The following is an 18,216-nucleotide window of genomic DNA, read 5'->3' as shown; positions in this document are numbered from 1 at the left end:
CCTTACACCCGAAATTTTCTCTCTACATATGGTTCGGTGTATGTTTTTATTTTGTTGACGTAGCCGAATATGATTTTCCTCTCTTTGCAACCATTTGTCAAAATCCCTTTTTCGCTCGTTTTAGTCAGATTGCAGGGAAAAAGGAATTTCCGGCCGACGGAAACTGCAGGCTCGCGCATTCCAGCAGATTCCTTCTTATTTTCATCCATTTGCGCCGGTTTTACTTGCAACTGATGCCCGAGAAGGAAACCTTTTTTTACCTTACATGCCGCCCGCACCCCTATTATACTTGGCCGCCTGTCCCGAAAACAACCTTGGCCGGGTCCTAATTTTATGCATGCGCTTTCGCCAAATTCGACTTTTTTCTCTGCAGGGGTCAAGTAAGCGCTGCCCTTATCCGCATCTTCGTCGCAAACCCTTATGTGACGCTGTATGTGCGGCTCCAGGCTCCAGGCTCCCTTCCCGTGCGAACCATTCATCCCCCTGGTAAAATTCGGTGACCCGCCTCGACTAAAGACCCAGCGCCCTTTTATTTCACGCAGGGTGAATTCGCCTTTATTGGCGGATTGTGTACATTTTTTTCACAGTAAACTTGTCTGGCATCGCCTCCCCATATACAATTTATAGGTAGCGGCTTGATTCATCGGCATAACTATATAGAATTAACCCGTTTCACCGCTGTTTTAACACTCCAGTAACAATTGTAGCTTACAATACGGTTGAATATACGCAATCTCCATGAATTTATGAAGGAGGGATCGGCGCTATGAATCGAATCGTCAATTGGCTGAAGCAGCGGGAGCGCCAGCTCTTCTTTCTCGTCAATCATAAAGCGCGAAACAGCATCCTTGACGTTATTCTCGGTACGATTACGCATCTCGGCGGGGCGACCTTCACCATCGCGTCCACCCTGCTGCTCGCCCTGTTCGGCAGCGGCGTATGGAGGCAGGCCGCCCTGGGCAGCCTGATCGCGCTCGCGGTCAGTCATATTCCGGTCGCGATCGTGAAGCGGACCTATCCCCGCAGACGGCCATATCTGGTTATGCCGGAGACGAGAACCGGCAAAAATCCGCTGACCGACCATTCGTTTCCTTCGGGTCATTCGACCGCCATCTTTGCGGTCGTCGTGCCGATCGTCGCAACCTTCCCCCCGCTCGGGTATGTGCTGCTGCCGATCGCGGCCCTGGTCAGTTTATCGCGGATTTATCTCGGGCTCCATTATCCGTCGGATTGCTTAGCGGGAGCCGTGATCGGCTCGGGTATAGGACTTCTTGCGGTTGCAATCGCCGGTTAAAATCGATTATTGTTAGAATCAGGTATACACCTTTTTGAAGGTAAAGGTCAGGTGACGATCTTGCAAAAGAAACGGATCTTGCTGCTTTCCGAAGGTTTCGGTGCCGGCCATACCCAGGCCGCACATGCGCTTTCCGTCGGACTTCGCCAGCTCTCTCCGGACCTGCAGACGCGGGTGATGGAACTTGGATCGTTTTTGCATCCGACGCTGGCTCCGTTGATTTTTTCCGCTTACCGGAAAACGATCACCTCGCAACCTAAGCTTTACGGCCTCGTGTACCGTTCGCAGTACAAGAAGTCGCTGAACCGGCTCACCCGCTTGGCGCTGCACCGGATCTTCTACGGGCAGACCGCCGAGATCATCAAGCAGCTGAGGCCCGATACGATCGTGTGTACCCATCCGTTTCCAAGCGCCGTCGTTTCGCGGCTGAAGCGCGCCGGACTGTCGATTCCGCTGTGCACCGTCATTACCGATTACGATGCGCACGGCACCTGGATCAATCCGGAGGTCAACAAATATCTGGTATCCACCGAGGAAGTGAAGGGCAAGCTCCTGCTTCGCGGCGTACCCGATTCGCATATCGAAGTAACCGGCATTCCCGTCCATCCGAACTTCTGGGAGCACCACAACAAGGATGAGCTGCGGAAACGATTCGGACTGAAGGCGATGCCTACCGTGCTCGTTATGGGCGGCGGCTGGGGACTGGTCCGGCACGAGGAGCTGCTGCGACACATGGCGCGTTGGCGGGAGCGGGTTCAACTGATCATCTGCTTGGGCAACAACGAGAAGACGCTGTCCAGACTGGCGGAAGATCCCGATTACCGGCATCCGAACATCCGGCTTATGGGCTTTACGCGCGAGATCGACAAGCTGATGGACGTCTCCGATCTTCTCATTACGAAGCCCGGCGGCATGACCTGTACGGAAGGACTGGCCAAAGGGCTGCCGATGCTGTTCTACAGCCCGATTCCGGGTCAGGAGGAAGAAAACTGCCTTTATTTCACAGAGCGCGGATTCGGCGAACAGATCAAATCGCTGCAGACGGTCGACTACTGGCTCGACAAGATTGCCGGCGGGATGCCGGACAACCGGCTGGTGCACCGCGGACCTTCACGGAAACCGGAGAAGTATAATCCGAGAACATGCCATCAGGCGATTATGCAAATGCTGTAACGTCACGAACGAAGTGGGGTCGGTACGAAGCAACGGGGTTAGAGAGCCGCCGGAGCGCAGCCGCCAAAACAAATACATCACGCTGCAACGGGCGCTCTGCACCAGGCCTTGATCTTCTCTGCGGGAGGAGATCGGGGCCTTTTTGCTTTGCCTCAGGAATTCCGGCGCTGCAAGCGCGATACGGCTCGCCATATTTATTCTCATAAAATTTACCTTCAGGACACTTAACGGGGTGTATAATTAATGCTTGCAGACCGATAGCCGACCGTCCCGCCAGAATGGAACGATCAACGAAACGAACGGGGGAACCTATCCTATGGATCTGAACTGGACTCAAATCATCCTCGCCGTGACGGCCGCGGTGATGACCGGCTTTTCCAAAACCGGCATTCCCGGTGTCGGCATTTTCAGCGTCGCTCTGATGGCGATCGTGTTTCCCGCCAAATTGTCGGTCGGGATGATCCTGCCGATGCTCATCACCGCGGACATCGTCGCCGTCTCCTACTATCGCCGGACCGTCGTGTGGAAACATCTGATCGTCCTCATCCCCTGGGTGCTCGGAGGCATTCTGCTCGGCTATTTCGTCATGGACCGGATCGGCGACAGCCAGCTGTCCGTGATGCTCGGCACGCTCATTTTGTCGCTGCTGCTGCTTCATCTGCTGAAGGACCGGCTCGAGCAGAAGATGCGTTACCCGATCACTCAAACCATCTACTTTCAGGCGGCTATGGGCATTTTGGCCGGATTTGCGACGATGGTGGGCAACGTGGCGGGTGCGATTATGACGGTATATCTGCTGTCGAAGGGGCTGTCCAAGCAAGCTTTTATCGGCACGGGGGCGTGGTTTTTCCTGGCCGTTAATCTCATTAAAGTTCCGTTCAACGCTTCTTTGGGACTGATCACGGCCGACACCTTTGTCTTCAGCGCCTGGATGGCGGTGCCGGTTCTAATCGGAACCTGGATCGGGATCAAGGTCGTGCCGAAAATACCGCAAGCCCATTTCCAGACGATTATTCTCGTCATGACCGCGCTGGGCGCGATACGGCTGCTGTTCCCTTAAAGAGATTGTTCAAAAAACCGGACTTTTTGAACACGCACTTCCAAACAAAAAAAACGTTCCGGGGCTTATACAGAAGCCTCGGGACGTTTCAACAGCCGCTCATGCTCCGCCAGCGCGTCGCTGCCAATGACAGCTTCCAGACGGTAGATCGGCATACTTTGCTCGGAAAATTTCGTCTCGTATTCGGTCATCACGTTGTTAGGCGCAGGACCGTCCTTGTGCAGATCCAGCGAGATGTTGCGCAGCCGGATGTTCATATCGGCGAACGAGTTCAGCGAGAACTCGAACAGCGAGCGCGAGTCGGTCTTGAAGTGGATCTCGCCCCGGCTGTCGAGCAGTCGGATGTATTTGGTTATAAAGCCCGGGTGCGTCAGTCTGCGGCGGGCATGTTTCTTTTTCGGCCAAGGATCGCTGAAATTCAAGTAGATGCGGCGAAGCTCGGCTTCGGCAAACATCTCCTCGATCCGCTCGATATTAAACAGCGCGAGAGCCAAATTGTCCGGCGCGCTTCCGTCTTCCCGCTCCGCTGCCAATCTCGCCTTGTCGCTGGCCCGGCGAATCAGCTCGTCGTACATGTCCACACCGATAAAATTACAATCCGGATGCTGCACGCTCATTCCGCTAATAAACTTTCCTTTGCCCATCCCCAGCTCCACATAGATCGGCTTGTCGTTGCCGAACCATTCGGACCAGCGGCCCTTCCACTGCTGCGGTTCGAGGACGACCAGGTCGTTCTGCCGTTCGATCTCCTCGCGTATCCCTTTTCTGCCTCTCAGTCGCATTGGTTTTCCCCCAACTGTTAATTGCCTGTACGATTTATCATCATACCGGATAACCCTTCAAAAGGGAAGCGCGGCCAAAAAAGAGCGCCGTCCTCCTCTGCACCGTACGAAAGGTACATAGGATTCGGCGCCCCGTGACTGGGCTTATATCCGGTTAACGAGGTTGTACAAAAAGTCCACTTTTGATCACGAAGCAGATACAGAAAGCGTGCTCGACATCGAATATGGAATTCAGCCGGAACTTCCGGTGCTCACGTAGCTCTACTACGCTCCGCTCCTCATTTCCTAGCTTCATCCCATCTTCTCGGTGCTGAAAACCGGACTTTTTGAACTCGCACTTAACGTTCAAAGATCCAAAGTGTGATACGGGATACGGTCGCTGTGCGGCAGCATCTTGCGGTCAAGCACTTTCTTCACTTTTTTCTTCGCGCTGAGAGCCACCTTGCTCTCCGGACGGAATCGGATTCCGCCGCTTAGCGCCATCGCTTCCTTAATCGTCAGTTCTACCGTGATAGTCTCGTCGCCGTTCGGAATTTCAAACGCAGTATTCATGGACTTCACCTCATCAAGAGTATTTGTACAAGTATGCCCTGAATCGACGAATAGGTATTCGAAGCTGCGAAAAGTGCGGGGATTAAAGGGTTTTCCTCGTGATCAATATAACATATCATGTAAGGTTTTGCAAGTGGGAACGCCGGTATTTCAAGCCTTTTTCTTCATTTTCATTTTGGTTTCCAAGCAGATGAAGGGGTGGTTTTTCCAGCGGTTTTTGAAACCTTTGTCCGGTTTTTTCGTAGTAAGGAGTATCGCGGTCGCTTGTTGGACGATCGTAGTTCCGAATACATACAGATGGGAGAGATCGGAATTGAAGAAACCTTTAACCTTGGCGTCAACTGCCTTGCTTGCGTTGTCCTTATCCGCAACACCGGTGCTCGCGGCGAATACGGCATCCCCGGAATCGTCCGTTACGCGCGGACAGTTTTTTAAACAGGTAACCGATTATTTGGAGATGACTCCCGGGAGCGGCAGCGTCAAGCTCCCTTCGGATATAACGGAGGATTCCCCGTATGCCTCCTCGGTACGGGCATTGATCGAACGTCAGATCATCGACGGTTACCCGGACGGCACGTTCCGGCCGGATCAGCCGATCACGAAGCAGGAAGCCAGCTATGTGCTTGCCCGATTCCTCGGACTCGAAGACAACGCCGCGCTGGGCCAGTTGAAGTCCAAATTCGGCGTTTCGCTCGGAGACCAGTCCGTTCTGCTCTCTTCCTCCACACAGGAAGCGATCCGGCTCTCGCTGGAGAACGATCCCAAAGTAGTCAAATGGCTGGAGCAATCGTATGCGGAGCAGGCTAAGCTGAAATCGTACAAGATGGTAATGGATCAGAAGGTAAAGGTGCTTCTGAAAGAGGCGTTGCCGATTCCAGGTGATTTGCAGACTTCGATGAAGTCGGAAGCTGCGTTCGACTCGGCCAAAGGCATGCACATGACGATGAAGATGGAGATGCCGATTCCGGGCACACCGGCGATGGATATGGAGCAGTACCTCGTACCCGAAGGCACCTTTATGAAAATTCCGGACCCTGACGGCACAGGCTCGGCCAAATGGGTGAACATGTCGAAGCAAATGCCGTTTACGTTCGAGCAGCTGATGGAGCTGCAGAAGAACAGTGCTTCGATGAATCAGGCTATGATGAACAAAATGTTCTTCTACCGCGATCTGGGAACGGAGACGGTCGACGGCAAAACGATGCGCAAAATCGGCGTCAACGGCAAAATCGGCGATATGAAGCAAATTATGGAGGCCTTGACCAAGGCGATGCCGGACAACAGTATGCTCCAGTCGCTGCCGGAAACTCCGGAATTGCAGAACATGACGATGTCGATGAACGGCACGATGTCGATCAACGAAACGACGATGCTGACGGAGAAGATGGACGTTGCGATGAAAATCAACTACAACAGCGACTCCGCCGACATTCCGCTTCAGGGCATGGATATGAGCATGGCGGCCCAGTATACGTCGTTTAACGAACCGGTCGACATCGTGCTTCCGGCCGAAGCCAAAAACGCCGAAGAATTCGCCATTCCGGATTTGACAGAACTGCCGGAGGCGCCGGCACAACCGGAATCCGGTAAGACGGATGAAGGCAAGCCGGAAACAGACAAGGCCGATGCCGGTCAAGCGGTGGAAGCGAAGCAGGAACCGGCTGCACAGCCCGCCAACTAAATATAGAACTTCGACCCGCCCGGGATTCCCGGGCGGTTTTTTTGCGTACCCGGAACGGTGGAGAGAGCGGCGGAAGGCTGGCGGCACCGCTCCTGCCCGCGCAGGCCGGTAGCGCTTGAAGCGGAACGCGGCGATTTCTGGTACAATGGTGCTTATGGATCTATCCCGCCGGGATGCCTCTTGCGGCCCCCGGACCTGCCGATTCAACCTGAATAAAGGAGTTTGACCAAATGAACGTAACGCCATCCGCCATCCAGCCTCGCTTATGGGGAGACAAGCGGTTTCATACGTGGAATTACGAGATGCGCGAGCAGTTTGGCGCCAAGGTGTTCAAAGTGATGCTCGACGCCGGCTTCACCTGTCCGAACCGGGACGGCAAGATCGCCACCGGGGGCTGCACGTTCTGCAGCGCCAGAGGCTCGGGCGACTTCGCGGGAAGCCGCAGGGACGATCTCGTCACGCAATTCAACAAGATCCGCGACCGGCAGCACCAGAAATGGCCGGAAGCCAGCTATATCGGCTACTTCCAGGCGTATACGAATACGTACGCTCCGGTCGAGGAGCTGCGCGAGTATTATGAAGTCATCTTGCAGCAGCCGGGTGTCGTCGGGCTGTCGATCGCTACGCGGCCGGACTGCTTGCCGGACGATGTCGTCGATTATTTGGCCGAGCTGAACGAACGCACCTACCTGTGGGTGGAGATGGGTCTGCAGACCATACACGAGAAAACGTCCGAGCTGATCAACCGGGCGCACGATACCGACTGTTACCTGGAAGCGGTCGAGAAGCTGCGCCGCCGGAACATTCGCGTCTGCGCCCACATCATATACGGGCTGCCGGGCGAGACGCACGAGATGATGCTCGATACGGCCAGGGCGGTCGCCGATATGGACGTGCAGGGCATCAAGGTGCATCTGCTCCATCTGATGCGCAAAACACCGATGGTCCGGCAGTATGAGGCGGGTCTGGTCCGCTTTCTGGAGAAGGACGAGTATGTGAAGCTCGTCGTCGATACGCTGGAGCTGCTGCCGCCGGACATGATCGTGCACCGGCTGACCGGAGACGCGCCCCGCGACTTGCTCATCGGTCCGATGTGGAGCTTGAAGAAGTGGGAAGTGCTGAACGCCATCGATGCGGAGTTAACCGCACGCGGCACCTGGCAAGGGAAGCTGTGGACCGGGACACCGTCCGGGGAAACGGCATCCGGATCATAGAGGAACTTACCTGAAGCGCGCAGCCTCTGCGCGCTTTTGCATTTTTGGGATTCAACGCCGGAAACAATGCTCCGCCGTTCGCTCCCCGCAGATCCACCATGCTGGCAATAGGATCAGCATCTTCCGTTTCTCAATCGACGATTTGCAGAAGCCGGCTGTCGTTCGAATTGCTCATCCCCTTGCGGTATTCGGACGGCGTGGAGCCGACGAGCTGGCGGAATACTTTGCCGAAGTAGCTGACATTGTCAAAGCCCGTTTGCTCCGAGATCCGCTCGATCGGCAGTGTGCTGTTGCGCAGCATTTTCGCCGCCTCCTCGACCCGGATTTTGCGCAGATAATGCATCGGCGTCACCCCTGTATACAACTTGAACACTTTGCAGAAATGATGCTTCGACATGCCCGCCGCCGCTGCTGCGTCGTCCAGACTGACGTCGGTGCCGATATGCCCCTCGATAAAAGCTTTGGCGTTCTGCAGCGATTCGGGCAGCGGCCGGACGCTGCCGTCCCCTCCCTCGGCGATCCTCTCGAAGGAGAGCGCCCATTCGGTCAGACGCAGCGACGTATGGTATTTGTCGCGCAGCCCTTGACCCGCCGCATCGCGGTACATACTCCACATCAGCCGGATCGGCTCCGAATCGGGACGGAACATGGCGACATGGCCGAAGGAGCGAATGAAATGCTCCCAATACTCCTCCATCGTCCTGCCGATCGCCCGAATCCAGATGAATTCCCAAGGCTTGGTTGCTGTCGGGGGATAAAAATACCGGTGCTCGCTCGGGATCGTGACGAAGAAACCGTGGTGCTTCGGAACGCTGTATGTTTGCCCGCCCACTGCAATCGCTCCTTCCCCGGACAATGTGTACTGGAACAGATGTCCCCTGCCAGGACGCCGCATGCCGTCATTGCCGTAGCCGGTATCCAGAGCCTGGCCGCACCCGAGCGATTCCATCACGATCAGCCTTTCGGGGATCTCGTTATATTGAAATCCGTATGAGGTACGCAACATTTTTTTACTACTCCTATCTCAATTAATTACTGTTGATTCCTTGTCTGAAGCGGAGTACGTTTACTTTATACGAAAAACAATACCACAATATTATAGGATTCGGAAAGGAAGTAGATGTTCTTATGCCACCGTATTCGCAATCGGATCGTTCTCCGCTCGTCCCTGCCACCCGTCCCGTTCAGGCCGTTATTGTAGGGGCCGGCAACCGCAGCATGCTGTACGCCTCCTATGCGCTGACACACCCGGATGAGCTGCAGATTACAGCCGTCGTCGACCCGGACCCCGTCCACCGCAGACGGGCCGCCGACCGTTTCGGCTTGCAGGACGACCGTTTATACGCTTCTGTCGAAGAGCTCGTCGCGGGACCGAAGCTGGCGGACGCCGCGATTAACGGAACGATGGACTCGTTCCATGTGGCGACGACGATCCCTTTGCTGCACGCGGGCTACGACGTATTGCTCGAGAAGCCGATCGGGGTCAGCGAGGCGGAGGTGCTGGAGCTGTATGAAGCGTCCCGGGCTACCGGACGGACGGTATTTATATGCCACGTGCTGCGTTATGCTCCCTTTTATGCCGAAATCCGCAGACGGATCGAGAACGGCGACATCGGGGAAGTCGTCGCCATCCAAACCGAGGAAAACGTCAGCTACCATCATATGGCCACCGCTTTTGTCAGAGGCAAATGGAGCAATCTGAAGGCGGGCGGCTCCTCGATGCTGATGCAGAAATGCTGTCACGATCTCGATATCGTTTCCTGGATGAAAGGCAGTGTCCGCCCTGTTCGAGTAAGCAGCTTCGGAAGTCTGTATCAGTTCCGTTCGGACAAAGCACCCGAAGGAGCCGGGACGCGCTGCCTTGCGGATTGCCCGATCGAGTCCAAGTGCGCCTATTCCGCCGGCTCCATGTACATCGAAAAAAAATTGTGGAGTCCCTATGTATGGGCCGGTTTGCCGCATGGCAACAGTGCGGCGGACGAGCAAAAAATCGAATCACTGCGTACCGACAATCCTTACGGCCGCTGCGTCTGGCGTAGCGATAACGACGTCGTCGATCACCAGTCGGTGATTATCGAATTCGAAGACGGCAGCACGGCGTCGCACAGCTTGACCGGCGGTACGTCGAAGCCTTGCCGGACCATTCATATTACCGGCACCAAAGGCGAGATCGTCGGCACGATGGAGGAAGGCAGCTTCAAGATCCGGCATCCGGACCGTGACGGCGCGTCGACTTACCAAGAAGAGCTGGTCGAATTAAAAGTATCCGCCGATATGCACGGGGGCGGGGATATGCGGCTTGTCACCGACTTCATTCGCACGCTGCGCGGCGAAGAGCCGTCTATCTCCTCCACCTCGCTGGACCGTTCGATCTACGGCCATCAGATCGGCTTCTCCGCCGACCGGGCGCGTCTGGAAAACCGGGTCGTCGAGATCCGGGAGCTGTCCCGGGAACTAACCGCAGGCCGGCTAGAAGCGTCGGGATTATAAAGATCAAATGGGGTGTCCCAAAAGCTCCCGCATGACATGGCCACATCCCATTTTCCAAGCGAAAGGACCTCAACTCCCACGGTAAGTGGAGGTTGAGGTCCTTTTTCTCAAGGAAATCGGCGGTTCGAGCGGGGCCCAAACTAATCACAAAACGCTGAAACGAAATGCGTAATAAGGGCGAACGGACAGAATAAGAGTCTTTTGCACCCTTTATTTTCGGCATACGGGGATGATGGAGGCAAATAGAAGCGGTTTGCACCCCTTATTTCAACCAACCGGTGGGGCCCCCTCCCTTTTCGCGGATATTAAGAGCTTCAAACCGCTCTTATTCCGTGTCCAAGGAGGTTTTCGGGTAAAATAGAGAGTACAAACCACTCTTATTACCATTGCTTATTACCATTGGCTGCCCTCTCGCCCATGCCATTGCCGTTTGAGCACCTTAACACCTTAGTACAGTTAAACTTTCATTACTTTAAGTTGTCCTGATAAATAACGGCGGCCGCTCGGCGGCCCTTTTCTGCTCTCAGCCCATCGCCGGTTTCAAACGAAACGGCCCTCGGCGGCTCTGTCCCCAAGCCACTCTCCCCCTTGTGTTCCGGCATCGAATATGGTATCTTTCGCTGGAAATCCACCTAAGACCGGAGGCTCGTCATGGGATTTTTATCGGTATTAAGCTTTGCCCATAAATGCGTTCTGGAGCGGATTCGCCCAGGCGATACGGTTGTGGACGCCACCGTAGGCACGGGGGCGGACACAGCCTTTTTATGCGAAGCCATCGGGGAGAAAGGCGCTTTGTACGCGTTCGATATCCAGCAGAAGGCGCTGGACCGCGCCTCCGAGCGAATCGGCAGGCTGCCTGGCGTACCGCATAGATTGCACTTGCTGCTGCGGAGCCACGCCGAGATGACGGAAACGATTCCTCCGGAGCACCACGGGCAGATCAGCGCCGTCATGTTCAACCTCGGCTATTTGCCGGGCGGAGATCCGCAGATCATTACGCGGCCGGAATCGACCCTTCCCGCGCTGGATGCGGCGGCATCGCTTCTGAAGCCGGGCGGTATCGTCACGGTCGTCCTGTACCCGGGCCATGAAGGCGGTCGCGGTGAAGCCGATCGGGTCGAGCTGTGGGCCGAGACGCTGCCCGACTCCGATTATCAGGCGATCATATACCGTTTTACGAACAAACGCGGAATTGCGCCCTATGTCATTGCGGTAGAAAAAAGAAAAGTGTACAGTTAATAAGACATCTTTGTTTATCGAGAAAGCGAGGAGACTAAGCATGAAACCATATCCGCTGAAGTTCAAACCGGAAATGAAGGAGCGCGTGTGGGGCGGGCGGGCGCTCGAGCAGTTCGGCCTGGAGCTGCCGGAAGGCCCGATCGGGGAAGGCTGGATGATCGGCGACCATCCGAACGGCACGACGAAAGTAATCAACGGCGAGCTGGCCGGTCTGGGACTGGACGAGATTCGCGAGAAATATGGAAGCAGCGTGTTCGGAGCGAAGGGGTATTCGGCAAACAGCCGTTTCCCGCTGCTGATCAAGCTGCTCGACTGCAACGACGATTTGTCGGTGCAAGTGCATCCGGGCAACGACTACGACAAACTCCCTCCGGGCGAGCTCGGCAAAACCGAGATGTGGTACGTGCTCAATGCGAAGCCGGGAGCCAAAATCATATACGGCCTTAAGCCGGGAGCTACCCGGGAATCGTTCGCAGAGGCGATCGCAGACAACCGGATCATGGACAGCCTTCAGGAAGTGGAGGCTTCGGCCGGAGATTCGTTCTACATTCCGGCGGGGACGGTTCACGCTTTGTGCGCGGGCGTATTGGTAGCGGAAATTCAACAAAATTCCGATACGACGTACCGGTTGTACGACTACGACCGTCCGGGACTGGACGGCAAGCCCCGCGAGCTGCATATCGAAGATTCGCTGGAAGTTACCGCCTACGACAACAGCGGCGCGACGCGGATGGCAACCGAAGTGTCCCGGCCTAACGAATGGCTGCGTCTGGCTTCCTCCCCTTACTTCACTGTTGAAAAGGGTGTGACGAAGGGGGGCTGGGCGCTGACCTCGATGCCGGACAGCTTTACGATCCTCGTCATCTGCGACGGAAGCGGCACGCTCGAATGGTCCGGCGGTTCGATCGGGCTGGAGCGCGGCAATTGCTTCCTGCTGCCCGCCGACTTAGGCGATTATTCGCTAAACGGCGAAGCGACCGTTTTACGCTGCTATTTGCCATAATTGTATAACACCCGCCAGCAGCCCCCGCACGAATGCGGAGGCTGCTTCTATTTCGGGAATAGCTCTCCCGGCGGCAAGCGGTTCAAGGGAAAACATTCCAGCCCTACGAACGAAGAAGCTGCCCCTATAATCGTACTCGTGCCTAAATCCACATTCCGCATAGGAGCGTACATCGATGGAGCAGCCTTCGTTTGAAATTCTCATTTTCCTCATAACCGCCGGATTTGTCGCGTCGTTCATCGATTCCGTCGTTGGCGGGGGAGGACTCATATCCGTGCCCGCCCTGCTTGCGGCCGGCCTGCCTCCCGGCATTGCGCTCGGCACGAACAAGCTGGGCGGGACGATGTCCTCGCTGACCAGCTCGCTTTCTTTTCTGCTCTCCGGCAAAATGGACCTGCGGCTCGTAAAGAAATGGTTCCCCTTGTCGCTGCTCGGTTCGGCGGCCGGCGCGTACACCGTCCGGCTGGTCCCGCCCAACTTTCTGAAGCCGCTCGTCATTGTGCTGCTGATCGCGGTTACCGTCTACACGCTGTTCAAGAAAAAAGGACCGGTCCTCTCCGGCAACCCCAAACTAACGGTCAAGACGATTGCCGCCGGCGGCCTTGTGGCACTGGCGATCGGATACTACGACGGATTTTTCGGTCCCGGGACGGGCTCGTTTCTGCTGTTCGCCTTCGTGCTGCTCGGCTTCGACTTCGTCACCGCGGCCGGCGGTCGCCAGCTTACGTTTCCTGATTATGCCGCAAAAGGCATCCGCATTTGCCCGCACCGTTCAGACAGCCGGCATCTTCGGAAGCTCGATTCGCACTTCCGTCCCCGATTCGCCGCCGGACAGCTCGTAATGCCCTCCCATCTTCTGCAGCACAACCTCGCAGAAGTTCAAGCCCAGACCGATCGAATCTTCCTTGGTCGTGAAGAACGGGACCTTCACCAGCTTGAGCAAATCATCGGCAATGCCGGGTCCGGAATCGCGGATCGCGAACACAAGCGTTTTGTCGGAGAAGTGAATCGACAGCCGAACGCCTCCGCCGTCTTCCGCCGCCTTCGAGGCGTCGAACGAATTTTTCATGAACTCGTTCAGCACTTCCTGCAAATAATGAGGGTCGATAAGCAGTTCCCCGTCCACGGAGGGGAATTCGCATACGAAAGGGACACCGCGCCGCAGCGCTTCTTTTTGCACAGAGGGGACATACTCTTCCAGAAAGGAGGATACGAGCATCGGGCGCAGATCGAGATGGAACGGCTTGCCCAGATGCAGCCAGCGTTTCACATAGTTGCCGATTTCCTTCACCTGATCGTTGGCCAGCGTAATGTAGTGCTCCACACTGCGCGAAGCAAAATGATCGGACCAATGGCCGGAGGCCAGATTCGTCTTCAGCGTCGTCTCTATCAGCTGCAGGCTGCCCCTGACGACCGCGAGCGGATTCAAGATGCTGTTCGCCGTGCCCGCCGCCATGTCTCCGATCAACTTGCGCCTTTCATTAGTTAGCTTCATTTCGTAGAAATGAAAAAAACCAGAGATGTCGAACATCGCGGCATGATAGCGGTCTCCCAGGTCCGTCTCCCTCCTGTAGCAATACAAAATCAACTGCATCGTATGTTCCCCTGCCGATTCCTCGATGACGACGCCGGCTATATTTTGCTTTTGCTTAATTGCATGAGCAACTACCTTACGCAGTTGGGACTGTTCTGGCAGAGCTTCTCCGGGATAGATCTGATAAGTGGTTCTGAATTTAGCATTCGCGGATACGAGCTCCATCCGTTCGTCAATTGACGCAATAAAGAGATCGATATCCGTAGATTCCATCACGAAATCGAATTCGTTCATTCCTTCAACGTCCTTTTACCTCTTACTGGCTCGGTTTTGCGTAAGCGCGAATCGCGGTAACGCGACAAGCCGCCGCAAAGAAAATGAGCTTTCCGTCCTGTCCCCGACTGCAGTTGTACCAGAGGCGTCGTATCCGCGGGTGAAGTGGTATCATCCCCTTCGAATTCGAGTGTACCATGCGGGACACCAAAGAAAAAGGGATTTCCGTTCGCGCGATTCGTTCGGTATAATGGTTGGGAACCGGAAAGGAACGATTGACGAGAGGAGAAAGCCCTATTTTGAACCCGCAACATAATGCCGTATGGCTGTATCTAGGCTCCGAAGCGAGAGACGCCGAAGAAATTGCAAGCTTAACCGACTGGTGCGAGCGCAACCGGGTTGGAAAAGTGATCGTATATGTAAAAGCCGCCGACCGCTTCTCCGAATCGATCAAGGAGCGGATCGCCCTGCTCGCCGAGGCGTGCGCAGAGCGCGGAATCGAACTCCACGGCATGATCACCACGCTCCAGCAGCGGGTGACCGGACGGGATGAACTGCCCTTCCCGAATAAGGAATGTTACTGTGTGGACGCTCACGGAATCTCCAACTACGAGGAGCCGGTTAACGGCACTGGGTACATGTACGACCCGAGGCATCCGGCCGTCATCCGGACCGTGGCCGATACGTGCGTGGACCTGCTCCGGCAGTTTCCCGGACTAAACGGAATTCATCTCGACTTCATCCGATACTACCATTATGACAGCAAGCTGGTCATTGATACGAAAAGCGCCGGCCACTGGATCGGACAACCCAAGGTCGGGCAGCCGATCCGGCTGGAGACGGGCGGTGTCGCGACCACCTATTTCGTCGAAGAAGCGCGCCAAACCTATAACGATCCTCCTATCGGCGACAAGCTGGTTTTGTCCCGGTTGCACCGTTTTTGCTTCTGCGACAGCTGCTTGGCCGGCTTCGAGAGCCATAGCGGCATCCGTATTCCGGCAGAGCTTCCGGATACGGCCGGCAAAGCCAAGTGGCTGCTTACGGAGCGTTCCGCCGAATGGGCGGAATACCGGGCGCAGATTATCACGGATCTCGTAGGCACGATCCGCGAGGCGGTCCGCAGCTATCGCGCCGATACCCAGCTCTCCGCTGCAGTATGGTACAACGCGCCGTACGGCAACGAGCTTCGCGGGGAAGCGCTCACGCCGGACAGCGAATACGAATGCTTCGGCCAGAAATGGTCGGCATGGGCGGAGAAGGGTTATGTCGATTTTGTATGCCCGATGGATTATTGGATGGAACCGGGCAGCTTCGCCGGGGTCGTAGAGGAGCAGGTCCGCAAGGCGGACGGGCGTATCCCCGTCTATGCAGGCGTGCTGAAGACGCCGGAGTACGAGATTACCAAGGAGCGTTATGCCGAGTACGTCCGGAGGGCGGAAGAAGGCGGAGCGTCGGGGATTTGTTTCTTCCATTACGGGTCCTGGAAAGCAATGCTTGGTTGAGCAGGGATCGGATCGACGAGTCCGGGATAACCGGGGACTGTCGGCCGGACCGTCCCTTAGACAGACCGGATTAGGGGCCAGGAATTTCCGGAAGAAACGGAAGGAGTCTTACATATTATGAAGCAGTTGAAAACTGTACTGAAAGAATGGGGCGCACCGCTCGCAATCGCCATTGTCCTTAGCATCCTGATCCAGACGTTTATCGCCCAAGCCGTGAGGGTGCCTTCCGCCTCCATGGTGCCGAACATTAAAATCAATGACCGGCTGATCGTGCAGAAGCTGAAAGCTTTTACCGCCTTCGAGCACGGCGACATCGTAGTGTTCAACCACGCGGCCGACGGGAAAGAGGAAATCCGCTACGTAAAGCGGCTGATCGGCCTGCCCGGCGATACGATCGAAGTGAAGGACGGCGTGTTGTACCGGAACGGGGAAAAGACGGACGAGCCTTACTTGAACACGACGATGGCTTACAAATTCGGGCCGGTCACCGTACCCGAGAACAAATATTTCTTCCTCGGCGACAACCGGAACGAAAGTTACGACGCCCATCTGTGGCCCAAGACGTATGTCGACAAAAGCAAGCTGGTCGGCGAAGTGATCTTCCGCTTTTACCCTTTCACCCGCATCGGCGTGATGTAAGATTAGCAGCGATACGCTTAGAGAACAGGCCTGACGAGGGCCTGTTTTTCTAATTTATCATGAAAGTATATCGTAGAAGTGGCTCTAAATCCTGGTGAACGCCAGCGTCAAAGACGCGGGTAGGCGTTTATCCTTGCAGGCGGATCGATCCTCCCGCCACCCTTTTCGAATTAACGACAAATAAAAGATATGAAACCTTCAGCAGAATCGGATACAATATATTTACAAGTTAAATACAACTTATCCGCAAGCGCTAACCCGGCAGACGCTGGAGCGCCATCATCTATCATCGAGGAAGCGAAGGTGAGCCCATGAGCAAGTTGGCGAAAGACGGGGGAACTCCCGTACGCAGCAAGGCATTGCCGCCGAACTATCCAGGAGCGGTCGTATACGGGAAGGAAGAGGCCGACTTTACGTCGGAGGTAATCTATGCCCAGTCGCCGTTCCGTTATTACGGGGCGGATATGAAAGGCGCGGTCGAATCGCTCGAAAATGCGATGACGCGCGATCTGAACGTTCCTTACGCGCTAGCCGTAACCTCCGGCACCGCCGCGCTTGTCGTAGCGATGAAGGCGCTCGGGATCGGCTACGGGGATAAGGTCATCGTCCCCGCCAATACGTTTTTGGCGACGGCCGGTGCGGTCGTGTGCTGCAATGCGGTTCCCGTATATTGCGACGTCGACGACAGCTTGAACCTCGACCCGCACGATCTGGAGCGGGTGTACGACGAAGAAGTCAAAGCGGTTATCGTCGTGCCGATTCTCGGCAACCCGGTCGATATGGACCCGATCGTCGCCTTTGCCAAGAAGAACGGTATCGCCGTTATCGAAGATATGGCACAGTCGTGCGGCGTCCGGTATAAGGGACGTTATGCCGGTACGATCGGCGACATCGGTACGTTCAGCTTTCAGATGAACAAAATTATTACGTCCGGCGAAGGCGGCGCTGTCGTTACTCACGACCTCACCTTGATGGAGCGGGCGATCCGTTACCACGACCAGGGCATTGTGCGCCACCGCGCACGGTACGGCATCGATTCCCCGGACGAACAGTTCGCCTTCTCCGGCCAAAACTTCCGGATGAACGAGCTGTCCGGAGCAGTCATGGTCGAGCAGTGGAAAAAGCTTCCGGCAATTATCGGCAATATGCGCAAGCAGCATGACCGGATCGCCGCTGCGCTCGCCTCCGAGATTCCGGGAATCAAGTTCCGCGCTTGTCCCGATCCGGACGGAACGATCGGCTCGAATCTGGGCATCATTTTCCCGGCGGCAGGTGCAGCCGCTGCATTCAACCAGGCGATTAACGCGGAGAACGTGCAGGCCCACGCCTTATACGGCGGCAAGCCGGTCTATATGAACCCTGCTCTATTCCAGCAAAGGTCGGCGGAGAAGGACAATTTCCCTTACAACTACCCGTTCAAGAAACCGGTCGTCGTGACGGAAAACATGTGCCCGAGGGCCGTCGATCTGATCCCGCGCACGACGTATATCCCGATCTCGCCGATCTTGTCGGATCAGGACGGAGCCGATATTATCGAAGCGGTCGTGAAGGTGCACAAGGCGCTGCATGTCGTAGTCTGAGTTTACGGTACCGTCGATCTCAAGGATAAACGCTTACCGGGGTCTTTTGAAGCTGGCGTTTACCGAGAAGTAGAGCCACTCCCACGATATACTTTCCGATAAATCAATAAAGAGGTAACTACTTAGGTACAAAAAAGTGAAAGGTAAAGAAACTGGAATTAAAAGAGGAATTTACCTTGAAGAGACAAGGAGAGGGAAGA

The 18,216-nt window shown here is 55.6% G+C and carries 16 protein-coding genes and 1 pseudogene; 12 read left to right on the top strand and 5 right to left on the bottom strand.

What is annotated here, in order from left to right; genetic code table 11:
- Positions 1 to 2 precede the first annotated feature (2 nt).
- Complete coding sequence (locus tag IDH45_RS15720) at positions 3 to 479, bottom strand: hypothetical protein (RefSeq protein WP_190929075.1); 477 nt, start codon at positions 477 to 479, stop codon at positions 3 to 5.
- A gap of 287 nt (positions 480 to 766) precedes the next feature.
- Between IDH45_RS15720 and IDH45_RS15715 the strand changes: the two genes are divergently transcribed.
- From IDH45_RS15715 to IDH45_RS15705, 3 genes are all read left to right on the top strand, one after another.
- Positions 767 to 1,294 (top strand): phosphatase PAP2 family protein, encoded by a 528-nt coding sequence (locus IDH45_RS15715; RefSeq protein WP_190929074.1) that lies wholly within the window; start codon positions 767 to 769, stop codon positions 1,292 to 1,294.
- Positions 1,295 to 1,354: 60 nt separating this feature from the next.
- The gene (locus IDH45_RS15710) at positions 1,355 to 2,467 is read left to right on the top strand and encodes an MGDG synthase family glycosyltransferase (protein ID WP_190929185.1); all 1,113 of its coding nucleotides are present in this window, start codon (positions 1,355 to 1,357) and stop codon (positions 2,465 to 2,467) included.
- Positions 2,468 to 2,783: 316 nt separating this feature from the next.
- Positions 2,784 to 3,527 (top strand): sulfite exporter TauE/SafE family protein, encoded by a 744-nt coding sequence (locus IDH45_RS15705; protein WP_190929073.1) that lies wholly within the window; start codon positions 2,784 to 2,786, stop codon positions 3,525 to 3,527.
- A 65-nt stretch (positions 3,528 to 3,592) separates the two neighbouring features.
- Here IDH45_RS15705 and trmB read toward each other — a convergent pair whose 3' ends face one another.
- A complete protein-coding gene (gene trmB, locus IDH45_RS15700) occupies positions 3,593 to 4,309 on the bottom strand; it encodes a tRNA (guanosine(46)-N7)-methyltransferase TrmB (protein ID WP_190929072.1) in 717 nt (238 codons plus the stop codon).
- A gap of 345 nt (positions 4,310 to 4,654) precedes the next feature.
- Complete coding sequence (locus IDH45_RS15695) at positions 4,655 to 4,861, bottom strand: hypothetical protein (protein ID WP_190929071.1); 207 nt, start codon at positions 4,859 to 4,861, stop codon at positions 4,655 to 4,657.
- A 313-nt stretch (positions 4,862 to 5,174) separates the two neighbouring features.
- Here IDH45_RS15695 and IDH45_RS15690 point away from each other — a divergent pair, with 313 nt between their 5' ends.
- Together IDH45_RS15690 and IDH45_RS15685 are read left to right on the top strand one after the other, a co-directional pair.
- The gene (locus IDH45_RS15690; protein WP_190929070.1) at positions 5,175 to 6,542 is read left to right on the top strand and encodes an S-layer homology domain-containing protein; all 1,368 of its coding nucleotides are present in this window, start codon (positions 5,175 to 5,177) and stop codon (positions 6,540 to 6,542) included.
- A 230-nt stretch (positions 6,543 to 6,772) separates the two neighbouring features.
- Positions 6,773 to 7,756: a TIGR01212 family radical SAM protein gene (locus IDH45_RS15685; protein WP_190929069.1), complete on the top strand. Its 984-nt coding sequence runs from the start codon at positions 6,773 to 6,775 to the stop codon at positions 7,754 to 7,756.
- 130 nt (positions 7,757 to 7,886) lie between these two features.
- Here the strand turns inward: IDH45_RS15685 and IDH45_RS15680 are convergent, their stop codons facing one another.
- On the bottom strand, positions 7,887 to 8,762 hold the full coding sequence (locus IDH45_RS15680) for an AraC family transcriptional regulator (RefSeq protein WP_190929068.1): 876 nt from the start codon (positions 8,760 to 8,762) through the stop codon (positions 7,887 to 7,889).
- Between the two features lie 122 nt (positions 8,763 to 8,884).
- Between IDH45_RS15680 and IDH45_RS15675 the strand changes: the two genes are divergently transcribed.
- From IDH45_RS15675 to IDH45_RS34085, 4 genes and pseudogenes are all read left to right on the top strand, one after another.
- Entirely contained in the window at positions 8,885 to 10,246 is a 1,362-nt protein-coding gene (locus tag IDH45_RS15675; RefSeq protein ID WP_190929067.1) for a Gfo/Idh/MocA family protein, read from the top strand.
- Positions 10,247 to 10,897: 651 nt separating this feature from the next.
- Entirely contained in the window at positions 10,898 to 11,485 is a 588-nt protein-coding gene (locus IDH45_RS15670; RefSeq protein ID WP_190929066.1) for a tRNA (mnm(5)s(2)U34)-methyltransferase, read from the top strand.
- A 40-nt stretch (positions 11,486 to 11,525) separates the two neighbouring features.
- On the top strand, positions 11,526 to 12,488 hold the full coding sequence (locus tag IDH45_RS15665; RefSeq protein ID WP_190929065.1) for a type I phosphomannose isomerase catalytic subunit: 963 nt from the start codon (positions 11,526 to 11,528) through the stop codon (positions 12,486 to 12,488).
- Positions 12,489 to 12,663: 175 nt separating this feature from the next.
- Positions 12,664 to 13,188 (top strand): annotated as a pseudogene (locus IDH45_RS34085) (TSUP family transporter); the annotation flags it as partial.
- A 72-nt stretch (positions 13,189 to 13,260) separates the two neighbouring features.
- Here the strand turns inward: IDH45_RS34085 and IDH45_RS34080 are convergent.
- Positions 13,261 to 14,316, bottom strand: a complete 1,056-nt coding sequence (locus IDH45_RS34080) for a sensor histidine kinase (RefSeq protein WP_223836705.1) — start codon at positions 14,314 to 14,316, stop codon at positions 13,261 to 13,263.
- A gap of 278 nt (positions 14,317 to 14,594) precedes the next feature.
- Here IDH45_RS34080 and IDH45_RS15655 point away from each other — a divergent pair, with 278 nt between their 5' ends.
- The 3 genes from IDH45_RS15655 to IDH45_RS15645 all read left to right on the top strand — a co-directional run bounded on the left by IDH45_RS15655 (position 14,595) and on the right by IDH45_RS15645 (position 18,016).
- On the top strand, positions 14,595 to 15,797 hold the full coding sequence (locus IDH45_RS15655) for a glycoside hydrolase family 10 protein (protein ID WP_190929063.1): 1,203 nt from the start codon (positions 14,595 to 14,597) through the stop codon (positions 15,795 to 15,797).
- A gap of 117 nt (positions 15,798 to 15,914) precedes the next feature.
- Positions 15,915 to 16,436, top strand: a complete 522-nt coding sequence (gene lepB, locus IDH45_RS15650; RefSeq protein ID WP_190929062.1) for a signal peptidase I — start codon at positions 15,915 to 15,917, stop codon at positions 16,434 to 16,436.
- A gap of 311 nt (positions 16,437 to 16,747) precedes the next feature.
- Complete coding sequence (locus tag IDH45_RS15645) at positions 16,748 to 18,016, top strand: DegT/DnrJ/EryC1/StrS family aminotransferase (protein ID WP_190929061.1); 1,269 nt, start codon at positions 16,748 to 16,750, stop codon at positions 18,014 to 18,016.
- Positions 18,017 to 18,216: the final 200 nt, after the last annotated feature.

The sequence above is a fragment of the Paenibacillus oceani genome (genome assembly GCF_014705615.1).
GTDB classification, from domain to species: Bacteria; Bacillota; Bacilli; order Paenibacillales; family NBRC-103111; genus Paenibacillus_AB; species Paenibacillus_AB oceani.
Note: the sequence above shows the minus strand (reverse complement) of the source record. Positions and strands in the feature narration are given on the sequence as shown.